18 protein-coding genes and 3 tRNA genes are annotated in these 12,751 nt (G+C 51.3%); 12 read left to right on the top strand and 9 right to left on the bottom strand.

Going from position 1 to position 12,751, the window contains the following annotated elements; genetic code table 11:
* Positions 1-182: 182 nt before the first annotated feature.
* Positions 183-716, bottom strand: coding sequence for a YmfL family putative regulatory protein (locus tag J2Y91_RS16295; RefSeq protein WP_253538791.1), 534 nt, complete (start codon positions 714-716; stop codon positions 183-185).
* A 19-nt stretch (positions 717-735) separates the two neighbouring features.
* Positions 736-978: a transcriptional regulator gene (locus J2Y91_RS16290; protein ID WP_253538788.1), complete on the bottom strand. Its 243-nt coding sequence runs from the start codon at positions 976-978 to the stop codon at positions 736-738.
* 129 nt (positions 979-1,107) lie between these two features.
* Between J2Y91_RS16290 and J2Y91_RS16285 the strand changes: the two genes are divergently transcribed.
* The 10 genes from J2Y91_RS16285 to J2Y91_RS16235 all read left to right on the top strand — a co-directional run bounded on the left by J2Y91_RS16285 (position 1,108) and on the right by J2Y91_RS16235 (position 7,216).
* The gene (locus tag J2Y91_RS16285) at positions 1,108-1,749 is read left to right on the top strand and encodes a S24 family peptidase (RefSeq protein ID WP_253538785.1); all 642 of its coding nucleotides are present in this window, start codon (positions 1,108-1,110) and stop codon (positions 1,747-1,749) included.
* A 692-nt stretch (positions 1,750-2,441) separates the two neighbouring features.
* Positions 2,442-2,858 (top strand): hypothetical protein, encoded by a 417-nt coding sequence (locus J2Y91_RS16280; RefSeq protein ID WP_253538782.1) that lies wholly within the window; start codon positions 2,442-2,444, stop codon positions 2,856-2,858.
* Positions 2,858-3,382, top strand: a complete 525-nt coding sequence (locus tag J2Y91_RS16275; protein ID WP_253538779.1) for an HD family hydrolase — start codon at positions 2,858-2,860, stop codon at positions 3,380-3,382. Before J2Y91_RS16280 ends, J2Y91_RS16275 begins: the two co-directional genes overlap by 1 nt.
* Positions 3,379-3,918 (top strand): hypothetical protein, encoded by a 540-nt coding sequence (locus J2Y91_RS16270; RefSeq protein WP_253538776.1) that lies wholly within the window; start codon positions 3,379-3,381, stop codon positions 3,916-3,918. The genes J2Y91_RS16275 and J2Y91_RS16270 overlap by 4 nt, the downstream gene beginning before the upstream one ends.
* Positions 3,919-4,123: 205 nt before the next feature.
* Positions 4,124-4,840 carry an ead/Ea22-like family protein gene (locus J2Y91_RS16260; protein ID WP_253538773.1) on the top strand — a complete coding sequence of 239 codons (717 nt, stop codon included), beginning with the start codon at positions 4,124-4,126 and terminating at the stop codon, positions 4,838-4,840.
* A complete protein-coding gene (locus J2Y91_RS16255) occupies positions 4,837-5,310 on the top strand; it encodes a hypothetical protein (protein ID WP_253538769.1) in 474 nt (157 codons plus the stop codon). The genes J2Y91_RS16260 and J2Y91_RS16255 overlap by 4 nt, the downstream gene beginning before the upstream one ends.
* A complete protein-coding gene (locus J2Y91_RS16250) occupies positions 5,291-5,593 on the top strand; it encodes an antitoxin PHD (RefSeq protein WP_301292155.1) in 303 nt (100 codons plus the stop codon). Before J2Y91_RS16255 ends, J2Y91_RS16250 begins: the two co-directional genes overlap by 20 nt.
* Positions 5,586-5,924: a hypothetical protein gene (locus J2Y91_RS16245; protein WP_253538766.1), complete on the top strand. Its 339-nt coding sequence runs from the start codon at positions 5,586-5,588 to the stop codon at positions 5,922-5,924. The genes J2Y91_RS16250 and J2Y91_RS16245 overlap by 8 nt, the downstream gene beginning before the upstream one ends.
* Positions 5,925-5,972: 48 nt before the next feature.
* Positions 5,973-6,206, top strand: coding sequence for a DUF4224 domain-containing protein (locus tag J2Y91_RS16240; RefSeq protein WP_253538763.1), 234 nt, complete (start codon positions 5,973-5,975; stop codon positions 6,204-6,206).
* Positions 6,206-7,216, top strand: coding sequence for a tyrosine-type recombinase/integrase (locus J2Y91_RS16235; RefSeq protein ID WP_062818320.1), 1,011 nt, complete (start codon positions 6,206-6,208; stop codon positions 7,214-7,216). Before J2Y91_RS16240 ends, J2Y91_RS16235 begins: the two co-directional genes overlap by 1 nt.
* Before the next feature lie 127 nt (positions 7,217-7,343).
* Here the strand turns inward: J2Y91_RS16235 and J2Y91_RS16230 are convergent.
* The 6 genes from J2Y91_RS16230 to uvrY all read right to left on the bottom strand — a co-directional run bounded on the left by J2Y91_RS16230 (position 7,344) and on the right by uvrY (position 10,897).
* Positions 7,344-7,429: transfer RNA gene (locus J2Y91_RS16230), tRNA-Leu, on the bottom strand.
* A gap of 12 nt (positions 7,430-7,441) precedes the next feature.
* A tRNA-Cys gene (locus J2Y91_RS16225) sits at positions 7,442-7,515 on the bottom strand.
* 46 nt (positions 7,516-7,561) lie between these two features.
* Positions 7,562-7,637, bottom strand: a tRNA-Gly gene (locus J2Y91_RS16220).
* A 155-nt stretch (positions 7,638-7,792) separates the two neighbouring features.
* Positions 7,793-8,341 carry a CDP-diacylglycerol--glycerol-3-phosphate 3-phosphatidyltransferase gene (gene pgsA, locus J2Y91_RS16215; protein WP_048916445.1) on the bottom strand — a complete coding sequence of 183 codons (549 nt, stop codon included), beginning with the start codon at positions 8,339-8,341 and terminating at the stop codon, positions 7,793-7,795.
* Between the two features lie 71 nt (positions 8,342-8,412).
* Positions 8,413-10,245 (bottom strand): excinuclease ABC subunit UvrC, encoded by a 1,833-nt coding sequence (uvrC, locus tag J2Y91_RS16210; RefSeq protein WP_048916446.1) that lies wholly within the window; start codon positions 10,243-10,245, stop codon positions 8,413-8,415.
* The gene (gene uvrY / locus J2Y91_RS16205; RefSeq protein ID WP_133623975.1) at positions 10,238-10,897 is read right to left on the bottom strand and encodes a UvrY/SirA/GacA family response regulator transcription factor; all 660 of its coding nucleotides are present in this window, start codon (positions 10,895-10,897) and stop codon (positions 10,238-10,240) included. The genes uvrC and uvrY overlap by 8 nt, the downstream gene beginning before the upstream one ends.
* Before the next feature lie 499 nt (positions 10,898-11,396).
* Here uvrY and J2Y91_RS16200 point away from each other — a divergent pair, with 499 nt between their 5' ends.
* Positions 11,397-11,621 (top strand): DUF2594 family protein, encoded by a 225-nt coding sequence (locus J2Y91_RS16200; protein ID WP_048916449.1) that lies wholly within the window; start codon positions 11,397-11,399, stop codon positions 11,619-11,621.
* A 94-nt stretch (positions 11,622-11,715) separates the two neighbouring features.
* Positions 11,716-12,057, top strand: a complete 342-nt coding sequence (locus tag J2Y91_RS16195; RefSeq protein ID WP_048916450.1) for a GlpM family protein — start codon at positions 11,716-11,718, stop codon at positions 12,055-12,057.
* Positions 12,058-12,061: 4 nt separating this feature from the next.
* Here J2Y91_RS16195 and J2Y91_RS16190 read toward each other — a convergent pair whose 3' ends face one another.
* Entirely contained in the window at positions 12,062-12,688 is a 627-nt protein-coding gene (locus J2Y91_RS16190) for an acyl-homoserine-lactone synthase (RefSeq protein ID WP_133623976.1), read from the bottom strand.
* Between the last annotated feature and the right edge of the window lie 63 nt (positions 12,689-12,751).

Below are 12,751 nucleotides of genomic sequence, written 5' to 3'. Positions count from 1 at the left end.
GCCATAACTTCTCAACGTCTACCCGTGGCACACCCAGCTGGTAGTTGCTGTTCACAGCCTCGCCGGGTAATCTTGCTTCATACAAAAACGAGGCCGGTGCTGATCCACCTGGCAATGACTTACAATGCAATTGCGGTATGCCCGCTTTTTTTAGTAAAGTGTTCATGTGCTTATTGTCTCCGCTAAAAGTGACTTGAGCGCCGATGGTCGGGGGCTGCAATCCCCTGGCCATCAACTTTTCTGCTTACCATCAATTCCGCCGCTTCTGCCTGCATACCGTGTAAGGACGCCCATGCCAGGAACCCCGCTACCGTATGACGCACTGTCTTTAAAACGTTTTTTCCAACTTCCCTCAGTTCACTATTTTCGATAATTCCGTCTTCCTCCGCTGCCAGCTTCGACTGCGCTACCAGACCACGTGCCATCTCAGCGCGCATCTGGATAGTAAAAAGCTCAACATTATCCATTTGTTCCGGTGCCGGGTTATCAACCACCAGCATCCCGAATTGCCTCGCGAAGTAATCAGCTAAGAACGGATGGCCCACAACGTGTTGCATGTAAGCCAGTTGATCCATATCGAAAAAGCGAGTGCCGTTCTTCATGTGCAGGCGGTTATTGAACTCCGTGTACTTCAGGCCCATCAGCTCAGCAATCTGCGTGTTAGTGCCTTCGTAGTCCCTGCATGCCTGGATCACGATCTGCTGTAATTCCACCATTTCCCTATTCCTTTAGTAGTTAACGAGATGGTGCTGAGCGATTAAGATCAGCCATTCCATCAGTTGGATTCGGATACAAATCCGGGCGAAGTTCATGAGGTGTGACTCCCGTAACTTCAAAGACTCTGATTACCCGCTCTGCCGGAACCATTCCTGAAGACCGGTGTTGCCAGTAACTTATGCTCATGGGTGATACTCCGAGCTTGCAAGCTAACGCCCTGGCTGAGCCTGCTGCCTTGATAGCCTTTCCTAATGGGGTCATTGAAAATCTCCGTTATGTTTGATGACTGAGATTAAACAATAAGTTTATATAAACGTCAATCTTTTGTTTATTCCTGCGTGTAAACAAAAGGTTTATTATTTAGGGATGAAAACTAACGTGGAAACAGAAATGACAAAGCTCACTCGCCCTGAGGAGCTTCTCAAGGCGGCTAATGTCACTAAAGCTGGGTTGGCCCGTATGGCTGAAGTTAGCCCACAGGCAGTTAATAACTGGTTTAAGCGTGGAGAGATAGGGAAGGAGTCAGCCATAAAAATTGCTGCTGCGACTGGTTTAAGCTTGTCATGGTTGCTGGGAGAGGATAACGAATCCGACAACATTGAACTTGTTGGCGGCGTCAAGGAAGGGGTCATACCTGTGATCGGCGACGCAGTTCTGGGTATGGATGGTTTGATTGATATGATGGAGTTTCACGCTGGTTGGCTACAGATTTACAGCAGCGATAGCCGCGCATATGGTGTTAGAGTTCGTGGCGATAGTATGTGGCCAAGGATTCAATCGGGTGAATTTGTTGTAATAGAGCCAAATACGAAAGTACACCCCGGTGATGAGGTGTTCATTCGCACTGCTGATGGCCATAACATGATAAAAATACTGAACTTTACACGTGATGGAGATTATCAGTTCACGAGCATTAACAACGATCATAAGCCGATAACTATGGCACCAGGTAAGGTAGTGAAAATACACTTCGTGTCTGGGATCATCAAAGCCACACGTTTCATATCAGCTGAAGACGTATCTAAAGAGTAACCCCTCAAAACTTTACCCGGCCAGCATCCGGGTAAACGTGCCTTGTTTATCTCCTCACACAAAACATAAACATTTAGTTGACACACGCAATAAAGCTATTGTTTAATCACTATCAACGGATGGTTCACCACGAAATGTGTACTTATCGGTTTATAAAGTCTTACGAGTGCTGTGTGTAGTCTTGACGGTTGGCAGGGTTTGCCTCACCAGGGAGTTTTGTAGCCCTGTTAACCGTCCTTTTTCATAACAGGTAAGGGTATTTGCAAGGTGGGTCTTTGTTGAACGCTTTGAGACGCTGAGTGAATGCCCTTTCCTGTGGTGAATTGATGGGTTGCGTCAGCGCATCCCTTAACCGGTGACCTAATAATTAGGGCAATCCGCTAGTCTGCTGCAGCAGGCACAGCGCGAGAAATACGGGTGTAACAGTTGGGCTGATGGCAGTCGGGAAAGACCGGCACACATCGAAAAGAGCGCTGGCATGCAAAACCTATCTCGCAGCCGTTGTATTACCAAAAGCCAGGATGGGGCGGCATACACGCGGTAGTGCTCTTTTCGATGTGTTACTCAGCGGAGACGGCTGTGGATTAATGCAGTGATCCACCAGCCATTTAATTAAATTATCAGGTTCCCGTTTTATTACCGCTCTCGGTAAGGGATTCGCGCAACCTGAATACAGGAAAAAGGTTATTTCGATGGCACATGAAGTCGGAACTCTAACAACGCCGGAGCTCGTAAAAGAGGCCCACGGCAAAGCTCGTGAACTTGAACACTCGTTCCCTGATATCTGCCAGCTGCTTCACGCTCTGGCTACCCGCCTCGACGTTCGCAACGTTCTGGCCTCTTCAGTATGCAAGAGCAACGTAACGCGCTATGAGCCCGATTACCAGATGCAGATGAATCATGAGCTGGCTTTCATGCGCGAATGCCCTGCCGGGCGCTATGCACGGTTTGATGTGCTGGCCGACCTGATTGAGCAGAACGCTCATCTTCATCTTATGCAGACCACTATTTCACTGGCTCTTGATCTTCCCGGCACGCGTAACTTTTCTGCCGAAGTGATCGAGCGCGTGCTTCACGGCGAAAGCCACGAAACCGTGGGGGCTGAATAATGTCGTGGATTACCACCCTATCCGGCCGGCACTTCAATTTTAATGAGATGCACCCTGAAAGTATCTCCATCGTAGACATCGCCGCCGCGTTGTCGAATATCTGCCGGTTCACTGGCCATGTGAGCGACTTCTACAGCGTTGCTCAGCATTCTGTTCACGTGAGCTATCTGGTGCCGCATGAGAACGCACTGGAAGCCCTTCTGCACGATGCCGCTGAAGCTTATTGCAGCGACATCAATTCACCACTGAAAGCGCTCCTACCTGACTATCAGGCCATTGAGCGGCGTGTTGACGCAGTGATCCGTAATAAATTCGGACTTCCACCAGCAATGTCCCCTGCAGTAAAGCAGGCAGACCTGGTGATGCTGGCTACTGAGCGCCGTGATTTGGGTCTGGATGATGGTGCAGTGTGGGCATGCTTAGAGGGTGTTGCTCTGGCTGAATTCATCGTTGCACCACTGGAACCGCGTGCTGCACGTGTTCTCTTCCTAAATCGCTGGAATCAACTGAGGGTGCAATCATGAACGAGATCAAGCGCTATTGCTTTGATGACAAGGTGCCAAATAGAAATGATAAGTCTGGCCCGGTAGTTTCATACGACGACCACACCGCCATCGTCACTGAGAAGGATGCACGTATCGCCGCGCTTCAGGAGCAGGTGCGGGCGCTGGCTGCTGAGAATAAATGTGCAATCGACGCTGTGACCGTTTTTTCAAATGTGACACATGAAATCACTGAAATCATCTGCGATGAAATTGGACAAGATAAGGTCGCAGAAATCTTGGCAGCATACAACGATATTGGTAATACCCCTGCCACAGACGCCGCTCTCCGCGAGATTCGGGCGCAGGCACGCGCTGAGGGCATTCACTTCGCAGCAAACAGACTGCTCGCAGCGTGGGAAACAGGGTTTATCGATGACACTCCAGCTGCGGCACACGATATCTCTGGAGCCATTCTTTCTGCTGTCGAGTTCCTGCCGAATGCTGATGAAGCTGAGTTCAAACGCGATTATGCAGATGAAGTTCGCGCCCGCATCCGAGAAGGAGAGCAGCCATGAACGAAATCAGGCAGCCAATGCGCCGAGCTTCTAACGACGATGCGGGCATGAATCTCCCAGTTGGCAAAACTTGCGGTGAATGTGTGTATTCGCGCCGATGTACGATGATGTTCGGGCACATTCCGGGCGATGAAGTTTGTGATTGGAGTCCATCACGATTTCGCGAAGCTGTTTCATTGCCCATGACATCGACTGGAGAGCAGCCATGAACACACAAAAGTTAAAAGAGCTGGCTCGGCGGGCGACCGGGGGCATTTGGAAGGCCTTCATTAATGAAAAAACAAACAAATTCGCCATTCACACCCCTGATGATGCGCGCTGTGGGAATATCGTGGACTGGATGGGATTCGATGGTGTCAATTGCAGTAAGAAGCAGAAAGCGCATAACGCCCGCTTCATTGCAGCATCCAACCCCGCAGTTGTAATTCAGCTAATTGAGGCATTGCAAGCGGCAGAGCGTGAGCGCGACGAGCTGCGGGAAGAAATTGCCCGGCGCGATGCTGCGGCGGGTGAGCCAGTTTATCAGGTTGGGACTGATGGCCAATGGTATGACTGCAAAGAATATATTTACCAGGATGCCAAAGAGCGCAGGGATGCTTGTCGAATCCTTTACACCGCCGCACAGCCTGCCGTATTGTCGGAAATAGTAGTTGTGGCAAAAGCCATGCGCGACTGGATCGATGCTGTGACGAAAGACGTTGCCGCTTCCCTGCCGACAATGCCGGGGTTTGATCGCGATTGGGCTGATGAAACAATTATCGCAGCAACGCGGAGCGCACAGCCGCAGAAGGTTGTTGTGTTGCCTGATTACGACGAGCCGACAAAAGTCGGGGTTACTTGGTATGATGGCTATAACCACGGCGTATCCGATTGTGTTAAGGCACTCGACGCGGATGGCGTTAAGTGGGAGGTGAAGAAGTGAAATCTTACCTCCATGCCCCAGAAGTAACTGATGATGTGATCCAAAAGGCCTTTGAGGGAACTAGTTTCGGACGAACGGATCATCGTGAGTTCCTTGGATACAGCTTACTGAACATTGCCTGCGGCTGGTACTGCGGACACACGATAACAACAATCATGATTGAGATGGGTTTAATCACGCCCAAGAACAAAACCCTTACAAAACTGGGTAGGCTGTTTTTGTCAGATTGTTATGATGACCCGTTAAGAGCTACCACCCCGCCAGCGTCCAGCGTGCCGGATCGAAATCAATTGCGTGAGCTTGTTGATATGGTCTGGAATGAGGCAACAGAGAGTGAAACCGTGCCGAGTACAACTGATGCTGACCGGATAATCGATAAAGTGTTTCAGGGTATAGCCCGGGAGCCTATCAGCAGCCGCTATCAATCAGCAGCGCCAGCGCCGGGAGGTGATGGTGGTCACCAAAGCTGAACTTCACGCACAGGTCCGGCAGCAGGAAGAGGAAATAAATTCACTGAGGAACATGCTGGCGCGCGCGGAACGGGAGCTGAACGATAAGCTGCTGCCGGAGGAGCTGCCGCCAACGGAATTACCATTCCTGATTTCCAGTTGGATGAAGCATTACAGTATGCCGTGGGAGGTCTTCTGGTGTAGCGAACACCTTCAGTGGGTCGATGAGTTGGATAGCAGCTTCCCTTATTCGATGTCCGATAACGTCTGTCCTGTGTGCAGCAGGGAGAAGGGTTATGGCTAAGTCAGCAGCAGAACGCAAAGCAGCGCAGCGCGCGCGGCAGGCTGCCAGCGGTGAGCAGAAGCTGGAGCTGGTGCTGGATACTCAGGAGCTCGAAATGCTGGAGCGTAACCGGGTCGCCCGCCGTCCAGGCAGAGACCCTTACGAACTGGCAGAGTACATCGCCCTTCTCATTCGCCAGGACGATGCCAGGGCAAAAGCACGATTTAAATCGCTCAGTAAGAAACGCTGCGGCCGCTGTGGTGATCAACTGCCGGTGCAGAGTTGCCCGCTACAGGAAGAATCAGCCTGCTGGGCACGAAATGGATGGTATGAAGTGAAATTAACCCCGTGACATGTCACGCCACTTAACTACCCGATGCAGCGGGTTGCGGAGACAAATATGGTACAGACGATCCAATACGGAATTATTTCAGATGCTGACATTCAGGAACTGACAGGCTATCGGATTCCCTCAAAACAATGTGAGTGTCTGAGGAGTGCTGGGGTGTTTTTCATCACCCGCCGTGATGGCAGACCCCGAACCACATGGCAACATTTTAACGATTCTCTTTCTCGCCGTCATGCGGCTGGAGTGGAGGATTTCGAGCCCAATTTCGGAGCATTGGAGAACTAATGGCGAGAGTCAGGGTAAACAAAGAAGATCAGTGGATGCCTCCCCGGACGTACCGGGGCAGGTCCGCTTATGAATTTAAGCCCAAGAACGGTGGGACCATACGCCTTTGCGACATCACATCAACTCCTTCACAGGTATGGAGTGCTTATGAAGCGCTGATTAATGATCGTACCGACGAAAATACGTTCGCTGGTTTGGTTGAAAACTTTTTCAAATCGGCTGACTTTTTCGAGCTCGGCAAAGAGACGCAGAAGGATTACAGGAAGTACTCACTGAAGGTGATTTCTGTTTTCGGCAAAATGCCGCCGAATTCCATCAAGCCAGAGCATGTGCGTAAATACCTGGATAAGCGCGGAGTCAAAAGCAGAACACAGGCGAACAGAGAAAAAGCGTTTATGTCCCGTGTCTTTCGCTGGGGTTTTGAACGCGGGAAGGTTAAAGGAAATCCCTGCAAAGGGGTAAAGCAGTTCAAGGAGGTTGCACGAGACCGGTACATCACAAATGCTGAGTACGCCGCGCTATATACAGTGTCGCCACCTGTGGTACAGGTTGCTATGGAGCTGGCTTATCTATGCTGTGCACGCCAGGCTGATGTGCTGGAAATGAAGAAAAGCCAGCTCGTTGAAGAAGGGATCATGATTAAGCAAAGCAAAACGAGTGTTGCTCAAATCAAAGCGTGGAGCCCACGTCTTGAATCTGTGGTTAAAGCATGCAATGCCCTGCCCTTAAAGAGCGGCATGAGTAGCATTTTCGTTGTCCACCAGCCATCCGGTTCGAAGTACACGCGTGACGGGTTTAACAGCCGCTGGATGAAAGCAAAGGAAGCCGCAAGGGAAGCTTATCCAAACCTTGATTTTAACTTCACCTTTCATGACCTGAAGGCAAAAGGCATCTCAGACCTGTCCGGAAATATTTATGACAAACAGGCGATTTCCGGGCATAAAAATGTTGAGCAAACTGCACGATACAACAGAAAAATCACTATTGTCCCGGTAGTCGGCGGTCAGTGAAAGAAAGGAAATATTCTGAAGGTATATTCTGAAGTGTGTTTTTGAGGTATAAAAAAACCGCCTTTCAAGGGCGGTTACGACATTGCTTACAGCTTGTTTTTATTCGTTTTAATCGGTAGTTCGAAGATGGTGCCCGGGGTGGGACTTGAACCCACACAGCCATAAGCCGAGGGATTTTAAATCCCTTGTGTCTACCGATTTCACCACCCGGGCTTGGGTGTAAAGTGGAGGCGCGTCCCGGAGTCGAACCGAGGTAGACGGATTTGCAATCCGTAGCATGGCCACTCTGCCAACGCGCCTTTTATTCTTTTCTGTCATCAGAGCTTCACCTCTGCTGACTAAATTTGGAGCGGGAAACGAGACTCGAACTCGCGACCCCGACCTTGGCAAGGTCGTGCTCTACCAACTGAGCTATTCCCGCTTAGCAATCAAAAAGTTAAGTTAACTCTCTGACTTACTTTATCTTCTGGCAGACCATGCTGCCTTTCGATGCGTTGCATTCTACTGTTCTCACCAGGCGAGTCAATAAAATTATCCTCACAAAGCATCTGTTTGCTGCTTTTTGAACCGCTTCGATCACCGTTCGAGCAGATCGCCGCGCGCCGCACTGAGATACTGGAACATTGACCAGAAAGTGAGCACCGCTGCGATATATAAAGCGGCGACGCCGACGCCTTCAATCACATCATTTGGATGCCATAACAGAGCAAACAGCGCCAGCATCTGCGCCGTGGTTTTCACTTTACCGATCCAGGATACGGCCACGCTATTGCGTTTACCGATTTCAGCCATCCACTCGCGCAGAGCAGAAATGATAATCTCGCGGGCAATCATGGTGGCGGCAGGCAGCGTAATCCACCAGGCATGGAAATATTCCGCCACCAGCACCAGCGCCATTGCCACCATCACTTTATCCGCTACCGGGTCGAGGAAGGCGCCGAACTGCGTGGTCTGTTTCCAGCGGCGCGCCAGATAACCGTCGAACCAGTCAGTCACCGCAGCGAAAATGAAAATCAGCGCACAGGCGAGCGGAGCCCATTGAAATGGCAGATAAAACGCCAGCACAAAGAATGGGATTAACACTACACGAAACAGGGTAAGTAAGGTCGGAATATTAAATGGCATAATTACGCTAACTGTCTGGACAGAGTAGAATTTGTCCCTATGTTGCTACATTGCCCCGGGTGTTGCAATGCTTAGTGTTTCAGCGCATGGAAGATTTTTTCCGCCAGCGCGTGCGATATTCCCGGCACGCTGGCAATCTCCTCAACCGAGGCATTAATCAGCGGTTGCAGGCCCCCCATGTACTTAAGCAGCGACTGGCGGCGTTTCGGGCCGATGCCTTCGATGGTTTCCAGTGCACTGGTGTTCTTCACTTTTGCCCGTTTATTACGATGACCCGTAATTGCGTGATTGTGAGAGTCATCACGAATATGCTGGATAACATGCAGCGCCGGGGAGTCCGCCGGCAGAGCAAAGCCCTCACCTTCCGGCTCGAGGAACAGCGTTTCCAGCCCTGCCCGACGATCGCTCCCTTTCGCGACGCCGAGAAGCAGCGGGCGATTTTTATCCCAGGGTACATCCAGCTCGGCAAACACTGTTTTCGCCTGAGCCAGCTGGCCTTTTCCGCCATCGATCAGGATCACATCAGGGATTTTGCTCTCTTCAATCGCTTTGCCATAGCGGCGGCGCAGCACCTGATTCATTGCCGCGTAGTCATCACCCGGGGTAATTCCCGTAATATTGTAACGACGATACTCACTGCGCAGCGGCCCGTTAGCATCGAACACCACACAGGAAGCAACGGTCTGCTCGCCCATGGTATGGCTGATATCGAAACACTCCATACGCCGGATTGGCGGCAGCTCCAGCGTTTGCGCCAGCGCAGCCAGCCGTTGATGGATGGTCGAGTGCTGCGCCAGACGCGTCACCAGCGCAGTGGCCGCATTGGTGCGGGCCAGCTTCAGGTAGCGGGCACGATCGCCGCGCGGTTTGCTCTGAATCGACACGCGCCGCCCCGCCAGCTCGGTCAGCGACTCCGCCAGCAGATCTTTTTCCGGCAGCGTAAAGTCCAGCAGAATATCTCCCGGCAGCGTGCGCGCCTGGCTCCCCTGCAGGTAGAATTGACCGACAAAGGTTTGCACCACTTCTGACAGATCGGTGCCACCCGGCACTTTTGGGAAATAGCTGCGGCTGCCCAGCACTTTCCCCTGGCGGATAAACAGCACATGCAGACAGGCCATGCCCGAGTCAAACGCCACGCCAATCACATCAAGGTCATCGCCCTGGTTTGAGACAAACTGCTTCTCGGTTACCCGGCGCACGGCCTGAATTTGATCGCGCAGCCTGGCCGCTTCTTCAAAGCGCAGATCGCGGCTGGCGTTTTCCATCCGTCCCACCAGCTGGTTAAGCACCTGATCATCTTTACCGGACAGGAACAGCCGGACGTAATCAATTTGCTGCGCATACTCCTCTTCCGAAACCAGTCCTGCGACGCAGGGCCCAAGGCAGCGACCAATCTGATACTGCAGGCAGGGACGCGTGCGATTGCGGTATACGCTGTTTTCGCACTGGCGAACCGGAAAGACTTTTTGCAACAGCGACAGGGTTTCACGCACCGCATAGCCATTGGGAAAAGGGCCAAAGTACTCCCCTTTCGCATGCTTGGCGCCGCGGTGGCTGGCAAGGCGTGGATGGGTATCCGCACTCAGAAAGATATAGGGATAGGATTTATCGTCACGCAGCAGCACGTTATAGCGCGGCTGGTAGAGCTTGATGTAGTTGTGCTCAAGCAGTAACGCTTCGGTTTCCGTGTGCGTTACCGTCACATCAATTTGCTGAATTTGTGCCACCAGCGCTTCGGTTTTCCGGCTGGCGAGATTGCCGCGAAAATAGCTGGTCAGGCGCTTTTTGAGATCCTTCGCTTTACCGACATAGATGACTGTGCCGCCGGCATCATACATCCGGTAGACGCCAGGCTGACTGGTGACGGTTTTCAGGAAAGATTTAGCATCAAACAGATCACTCACTACTGATTAACGGCTCCGCATTGAACAGGCCATGACGAATGGCCAGGTGCGTTAACTCTACATCACCACTAATGTTAAGCTTGCTGAACATGCGGTAGCGATAGCTGTTAACGGTTTTCGGGCTCAGGTTAAGCTGTTCGGAAATTTCCGTCACTTTCTGGCCTTTGGTAATCATCAGCATAATCTGCAATTCGCGTTCCGACAAACAGCTGAAAGGGGATTCCGCTTTTTGCGGTTCAAGCTGGCTTAACGCCATCTGTTGAGCAATATCTGAAGCAATGTAGCGCTGCCCGGCGTTAACGGAGCGTATCGCGCTGACCACTTCCTGCGGCGCGGCACCTTTGCTCAGATAGCCGGAAGCCCCAGCCTGCATGACTTTCGCCGGCAGCGGGTTCTCCGTATAGATGGTCAGCATGATGATTTTGCTGTCCGGGGCGTAGCGCACAATCTTACGCGTGGCCTCAAGGCCGCCAATGCCGGGCATGTTCATATCCATCAGCACCACGTCGGCACTGTTGCTACGGCACCACTTTACCGCATCCTCACCGCAGTTGGCTTCGCCGACGACCTGGATACCTTTGATATCTTCCAGGATGCGACGAATACCTGCACGTACCAGTTCGTGGTCATCAACAAGAAATACGCTTATCAAAAGAGGCTCCCTAGATGGCTGAGGCGGGTGACAGTAGAGACATTGGCAGGGCCGTTATGTTACTACTTTTCCAGCAGTGTTAGAACAGAAATAATGATACATAGCGCAGAAAAAATAATTATCCAGCGCATTTTATTCGCGTGAAAATCCAACAACATTGCCACTGTATTAGCACAACTATCAGGGCCAGATAACTCGCGCCATCAATAACAGATTCAAATCATAGTAAATTATCACATATATTACAAATAGATAGATTTACCCGGCAATAGTTTAAATTTTGAAAAAATAATAGCTCACTCTTTTTATGCGGCAGCCGATTCGCCATCCTATTCTGCCATCAATGTTAATCACCGCTGCCTGAGTGATGAGTTCAGTTTAATCTTAAGCGCCCCGCGCAGGGGATTCCTTCATACCATTATGTGATATACTTTTAACAACTTTTAGTGCCTGGTCCACCTGCCAGGTGCACTGTTTTCAATGACTATTGGGAGAGATCATGAGTCAGATTGACTTTACAACCAGCGAAGAAGTGCAGGCACTCGCCAACGAAGTGACCTGTATGAAGGCACTGGTTACGCTGATGCTGAAGGGAATGGGTCAGGCCGATGCCGGGAAAGTGATTATCAAGATGGAACGCTACATCGCCGATCTCGAAGATCGGCAGCAGGCGGAAGTATTTAGCAACACCGTTAAGCAAATTAAGTTCGCGTTCCGCCAGTAATCCCCTAGCGCTGGCGCACGCTGGCTCATAAAAGGTCCATTGCTTTTTCAGTGATTTTGTCACATCTTAAGGTTTTCGCTGACTGAATAAAGCAATGGCCTTACTTTTCAAAGCATTACTCGGCGCTTTCGTTGTGGTGTTAATTGGCATTCTGTCCAAAACCCGCAATTACTATCTTGCCGGTCTGATCCCGCTGTTTCCCACATTCGCCCTGCTGGCTCACTATATTGTTGCCAGTGAACGCGGTGTTGAAGCACTGCGCACCACCATTCTTTTTGGGATGTGGGCGATTATTCCCTATTTTGTCTATCTGCTGTCGCTATGGTATTTGATCAATTTGATGCGGCTGCCGTGGGCGCTACTGGCAGCCGTAGTGTGCTGGTGTGCGGCAGCGTGGTTATTAATCACGCTGTGGTCAAAGTGGCAGGGTCACTGAGCGACTAACGCCCGCGCGCTCCCCAGCTAACCGAAACGCCCAGCGTGGGCAGCACTTCCTCAGGACGAAAACGCCGCGCCCCGTGGAATTTTTCCGCCAGATTGGGCTGCTGCACCGGGATTTTCACCGCAAACAGATTATCCTCTGACTGGATAATCCCCGGCGTGAGGGGTTCATAATTCACCTGATGCTGTTCAAACATCTGTTCCAGCATTGGCGTTGCCGCGCTGTAAAGGTATTTCACGCCGGACTGCGCCGCCAGCTGTACCGCATGCCATAAAATATTGAGTGGCAGTTCGGCGTCAATCTCAAGCCGGGCGGAAAAGCGCGACATTTCCCAGACAATTTCGCTGTCGTCAGACTCACTCTCACCGATCATCTCCGACGAATTATTATCGGGGTTGTGCCACGCCATCAGGCGTACGCAGCCGCAAATACCATGCTGCGCTTTCCAGGCGATCAACCAGATCACATCAGATCGGTCATAGCGGTCGTACTCCTGTCCCGGAGTGCTCAGGCGTGAAGGAATTGACCAGCCCTCACCGCGGGCAAAAACGCTATACCGATAACTTCCTAATTCTGCCAGCAACGACGATGGCATGTCCTTCAATCTGGTCTGGATAATCTTCATATAATCCCCTGTCGCATTCCCTCGTGAGCGCCGCTCCTGACGGCACGGGCAGGGTTGTCACCC

This window comes from Erwinia aphidicola (genome assembly GCF_024169515.1).
In the GTDB taxonomy this organism is placed as follows: domain Bacteria; phylum Pseudomonadota; class Gammaproteobacteria; order Enterobacterales; family Enterobacteriaceae; genus Erwinia; species Erwinia aphidicola.
Note: the sequence above shows the minus strand (reverse complement) of the source record. Positions and strands in the feature narration are given on the sequence as shown.

Excerpts from the sequence above, each read along its gene's own strand:
- J2Y91_RS16260 (WP_253538773.1), top strand. The coding sequence starts at position 4,124 with ATGAACACACAAAAGTTAAAAGAGCTGGCTCGGCGGGCGACCGGGGGC.
- J2Y91_RS16285 (WP_253538785.1), top strand. The coding sequence starts at position 1,108 with ATGACAAAGCTCACTCGCCCTGAGGAGCTTCTCAAGGCGGCTAATGTC.
- J2Y91_RS16280 (WP_253538782.1), top strand. The coding sequence starts at position 2,442 with ATGGCACATGAAGTCGGAACTCTAACAACGCCGGAGCTCGTAAAAGAG.
- J2Y91_RS16190 (WP_133623976.1), bottom strand. The coding sequence starts at position 12,688 with ATGAAGATTATCCAGACCAGATTGAAGGACATGCCATCGTCGTTGCTG.
- J2Y91_RS16200 (WP_048916449.1), top strand. The coding sequence starts at position 11,397 with ATGAGTCAGATTGACTTTACAACCAGCGAAGAAGTGCAGGCACTCGCC.
- J2Y91_RS16250 (WP_301292155.1), top strand. The coding sequence starts at position 5,291 with ATGGTGGTCACCAAAGCTGAACTTCACGCACAGGTCCGGCAGCAGGAA.
- J2Y91_RS16275 (WP_253538779.1), top strand. The coding sequence starts at position 2,858 with ATGTCGTGGATTACCACCCTATCCGGCCGGCACTTCAATTTTAATGAG.
- J2Y91_RS16240 (WP_253538763.1), top strand. The coding sequence starts at position 5,973 with ATGGTACAGACGATCCAATACGGAATTATTTCAGATGCTGACATTCAG.
- J2Y91_RS16195 (WP_048916450.1), top strand. The coding sequence starts at position 11,716 with ATGGCCTTACTTTTCAAAGCATTACTCGGCGCTTTCGTTGTGGTGTTA.
- J2Y91_RS16290 (WP_253538788.1), bottom strand. The coding sequence starts at position 978 with ATGACCCCATTAGGAAAGGCTATCAAGGCAGCAGGCTCAGCCAGGGCG.
- J2Y91_RS16270 (WP_253538776.1), top strand. The coding sequence starts at position 3,379 with ATGAACGAGATCAAGCGCTATTGCTTTGATGACAAGGTGCCAAATAGA.
- J2Y91_RS16295 (WP_253538791.1), bottom strand. The coding sequence starts at position 716 with ATGGTGGAATTACAGCAGATCGTGATCCAGGCATGCAGGGACTACGAA.
- J2Y91_RS16235 (WP_062818320.1), top strand. The coding sequence starts at position 6,206 with ATGGCGAGAGTCAGGGTAAACAAAGAAGATCAGTGGATGCCTCCCCGG.
- pgsA (WP_048916445.1), bottom strand. The coding sequence starts at position 8,341 with ATGCCATTTAATATTCCGACCTTACTTACCCTGTTTCGTGTAGTGTTA.
- J2Y91_RS16245 (WP_253538766.1), top strand. The coding sequence starts at position 5,586 with ATGGCTAAGTCAGCAGCAGAACGCAAAGCAGCGCAGCGCGCGCGGCAG.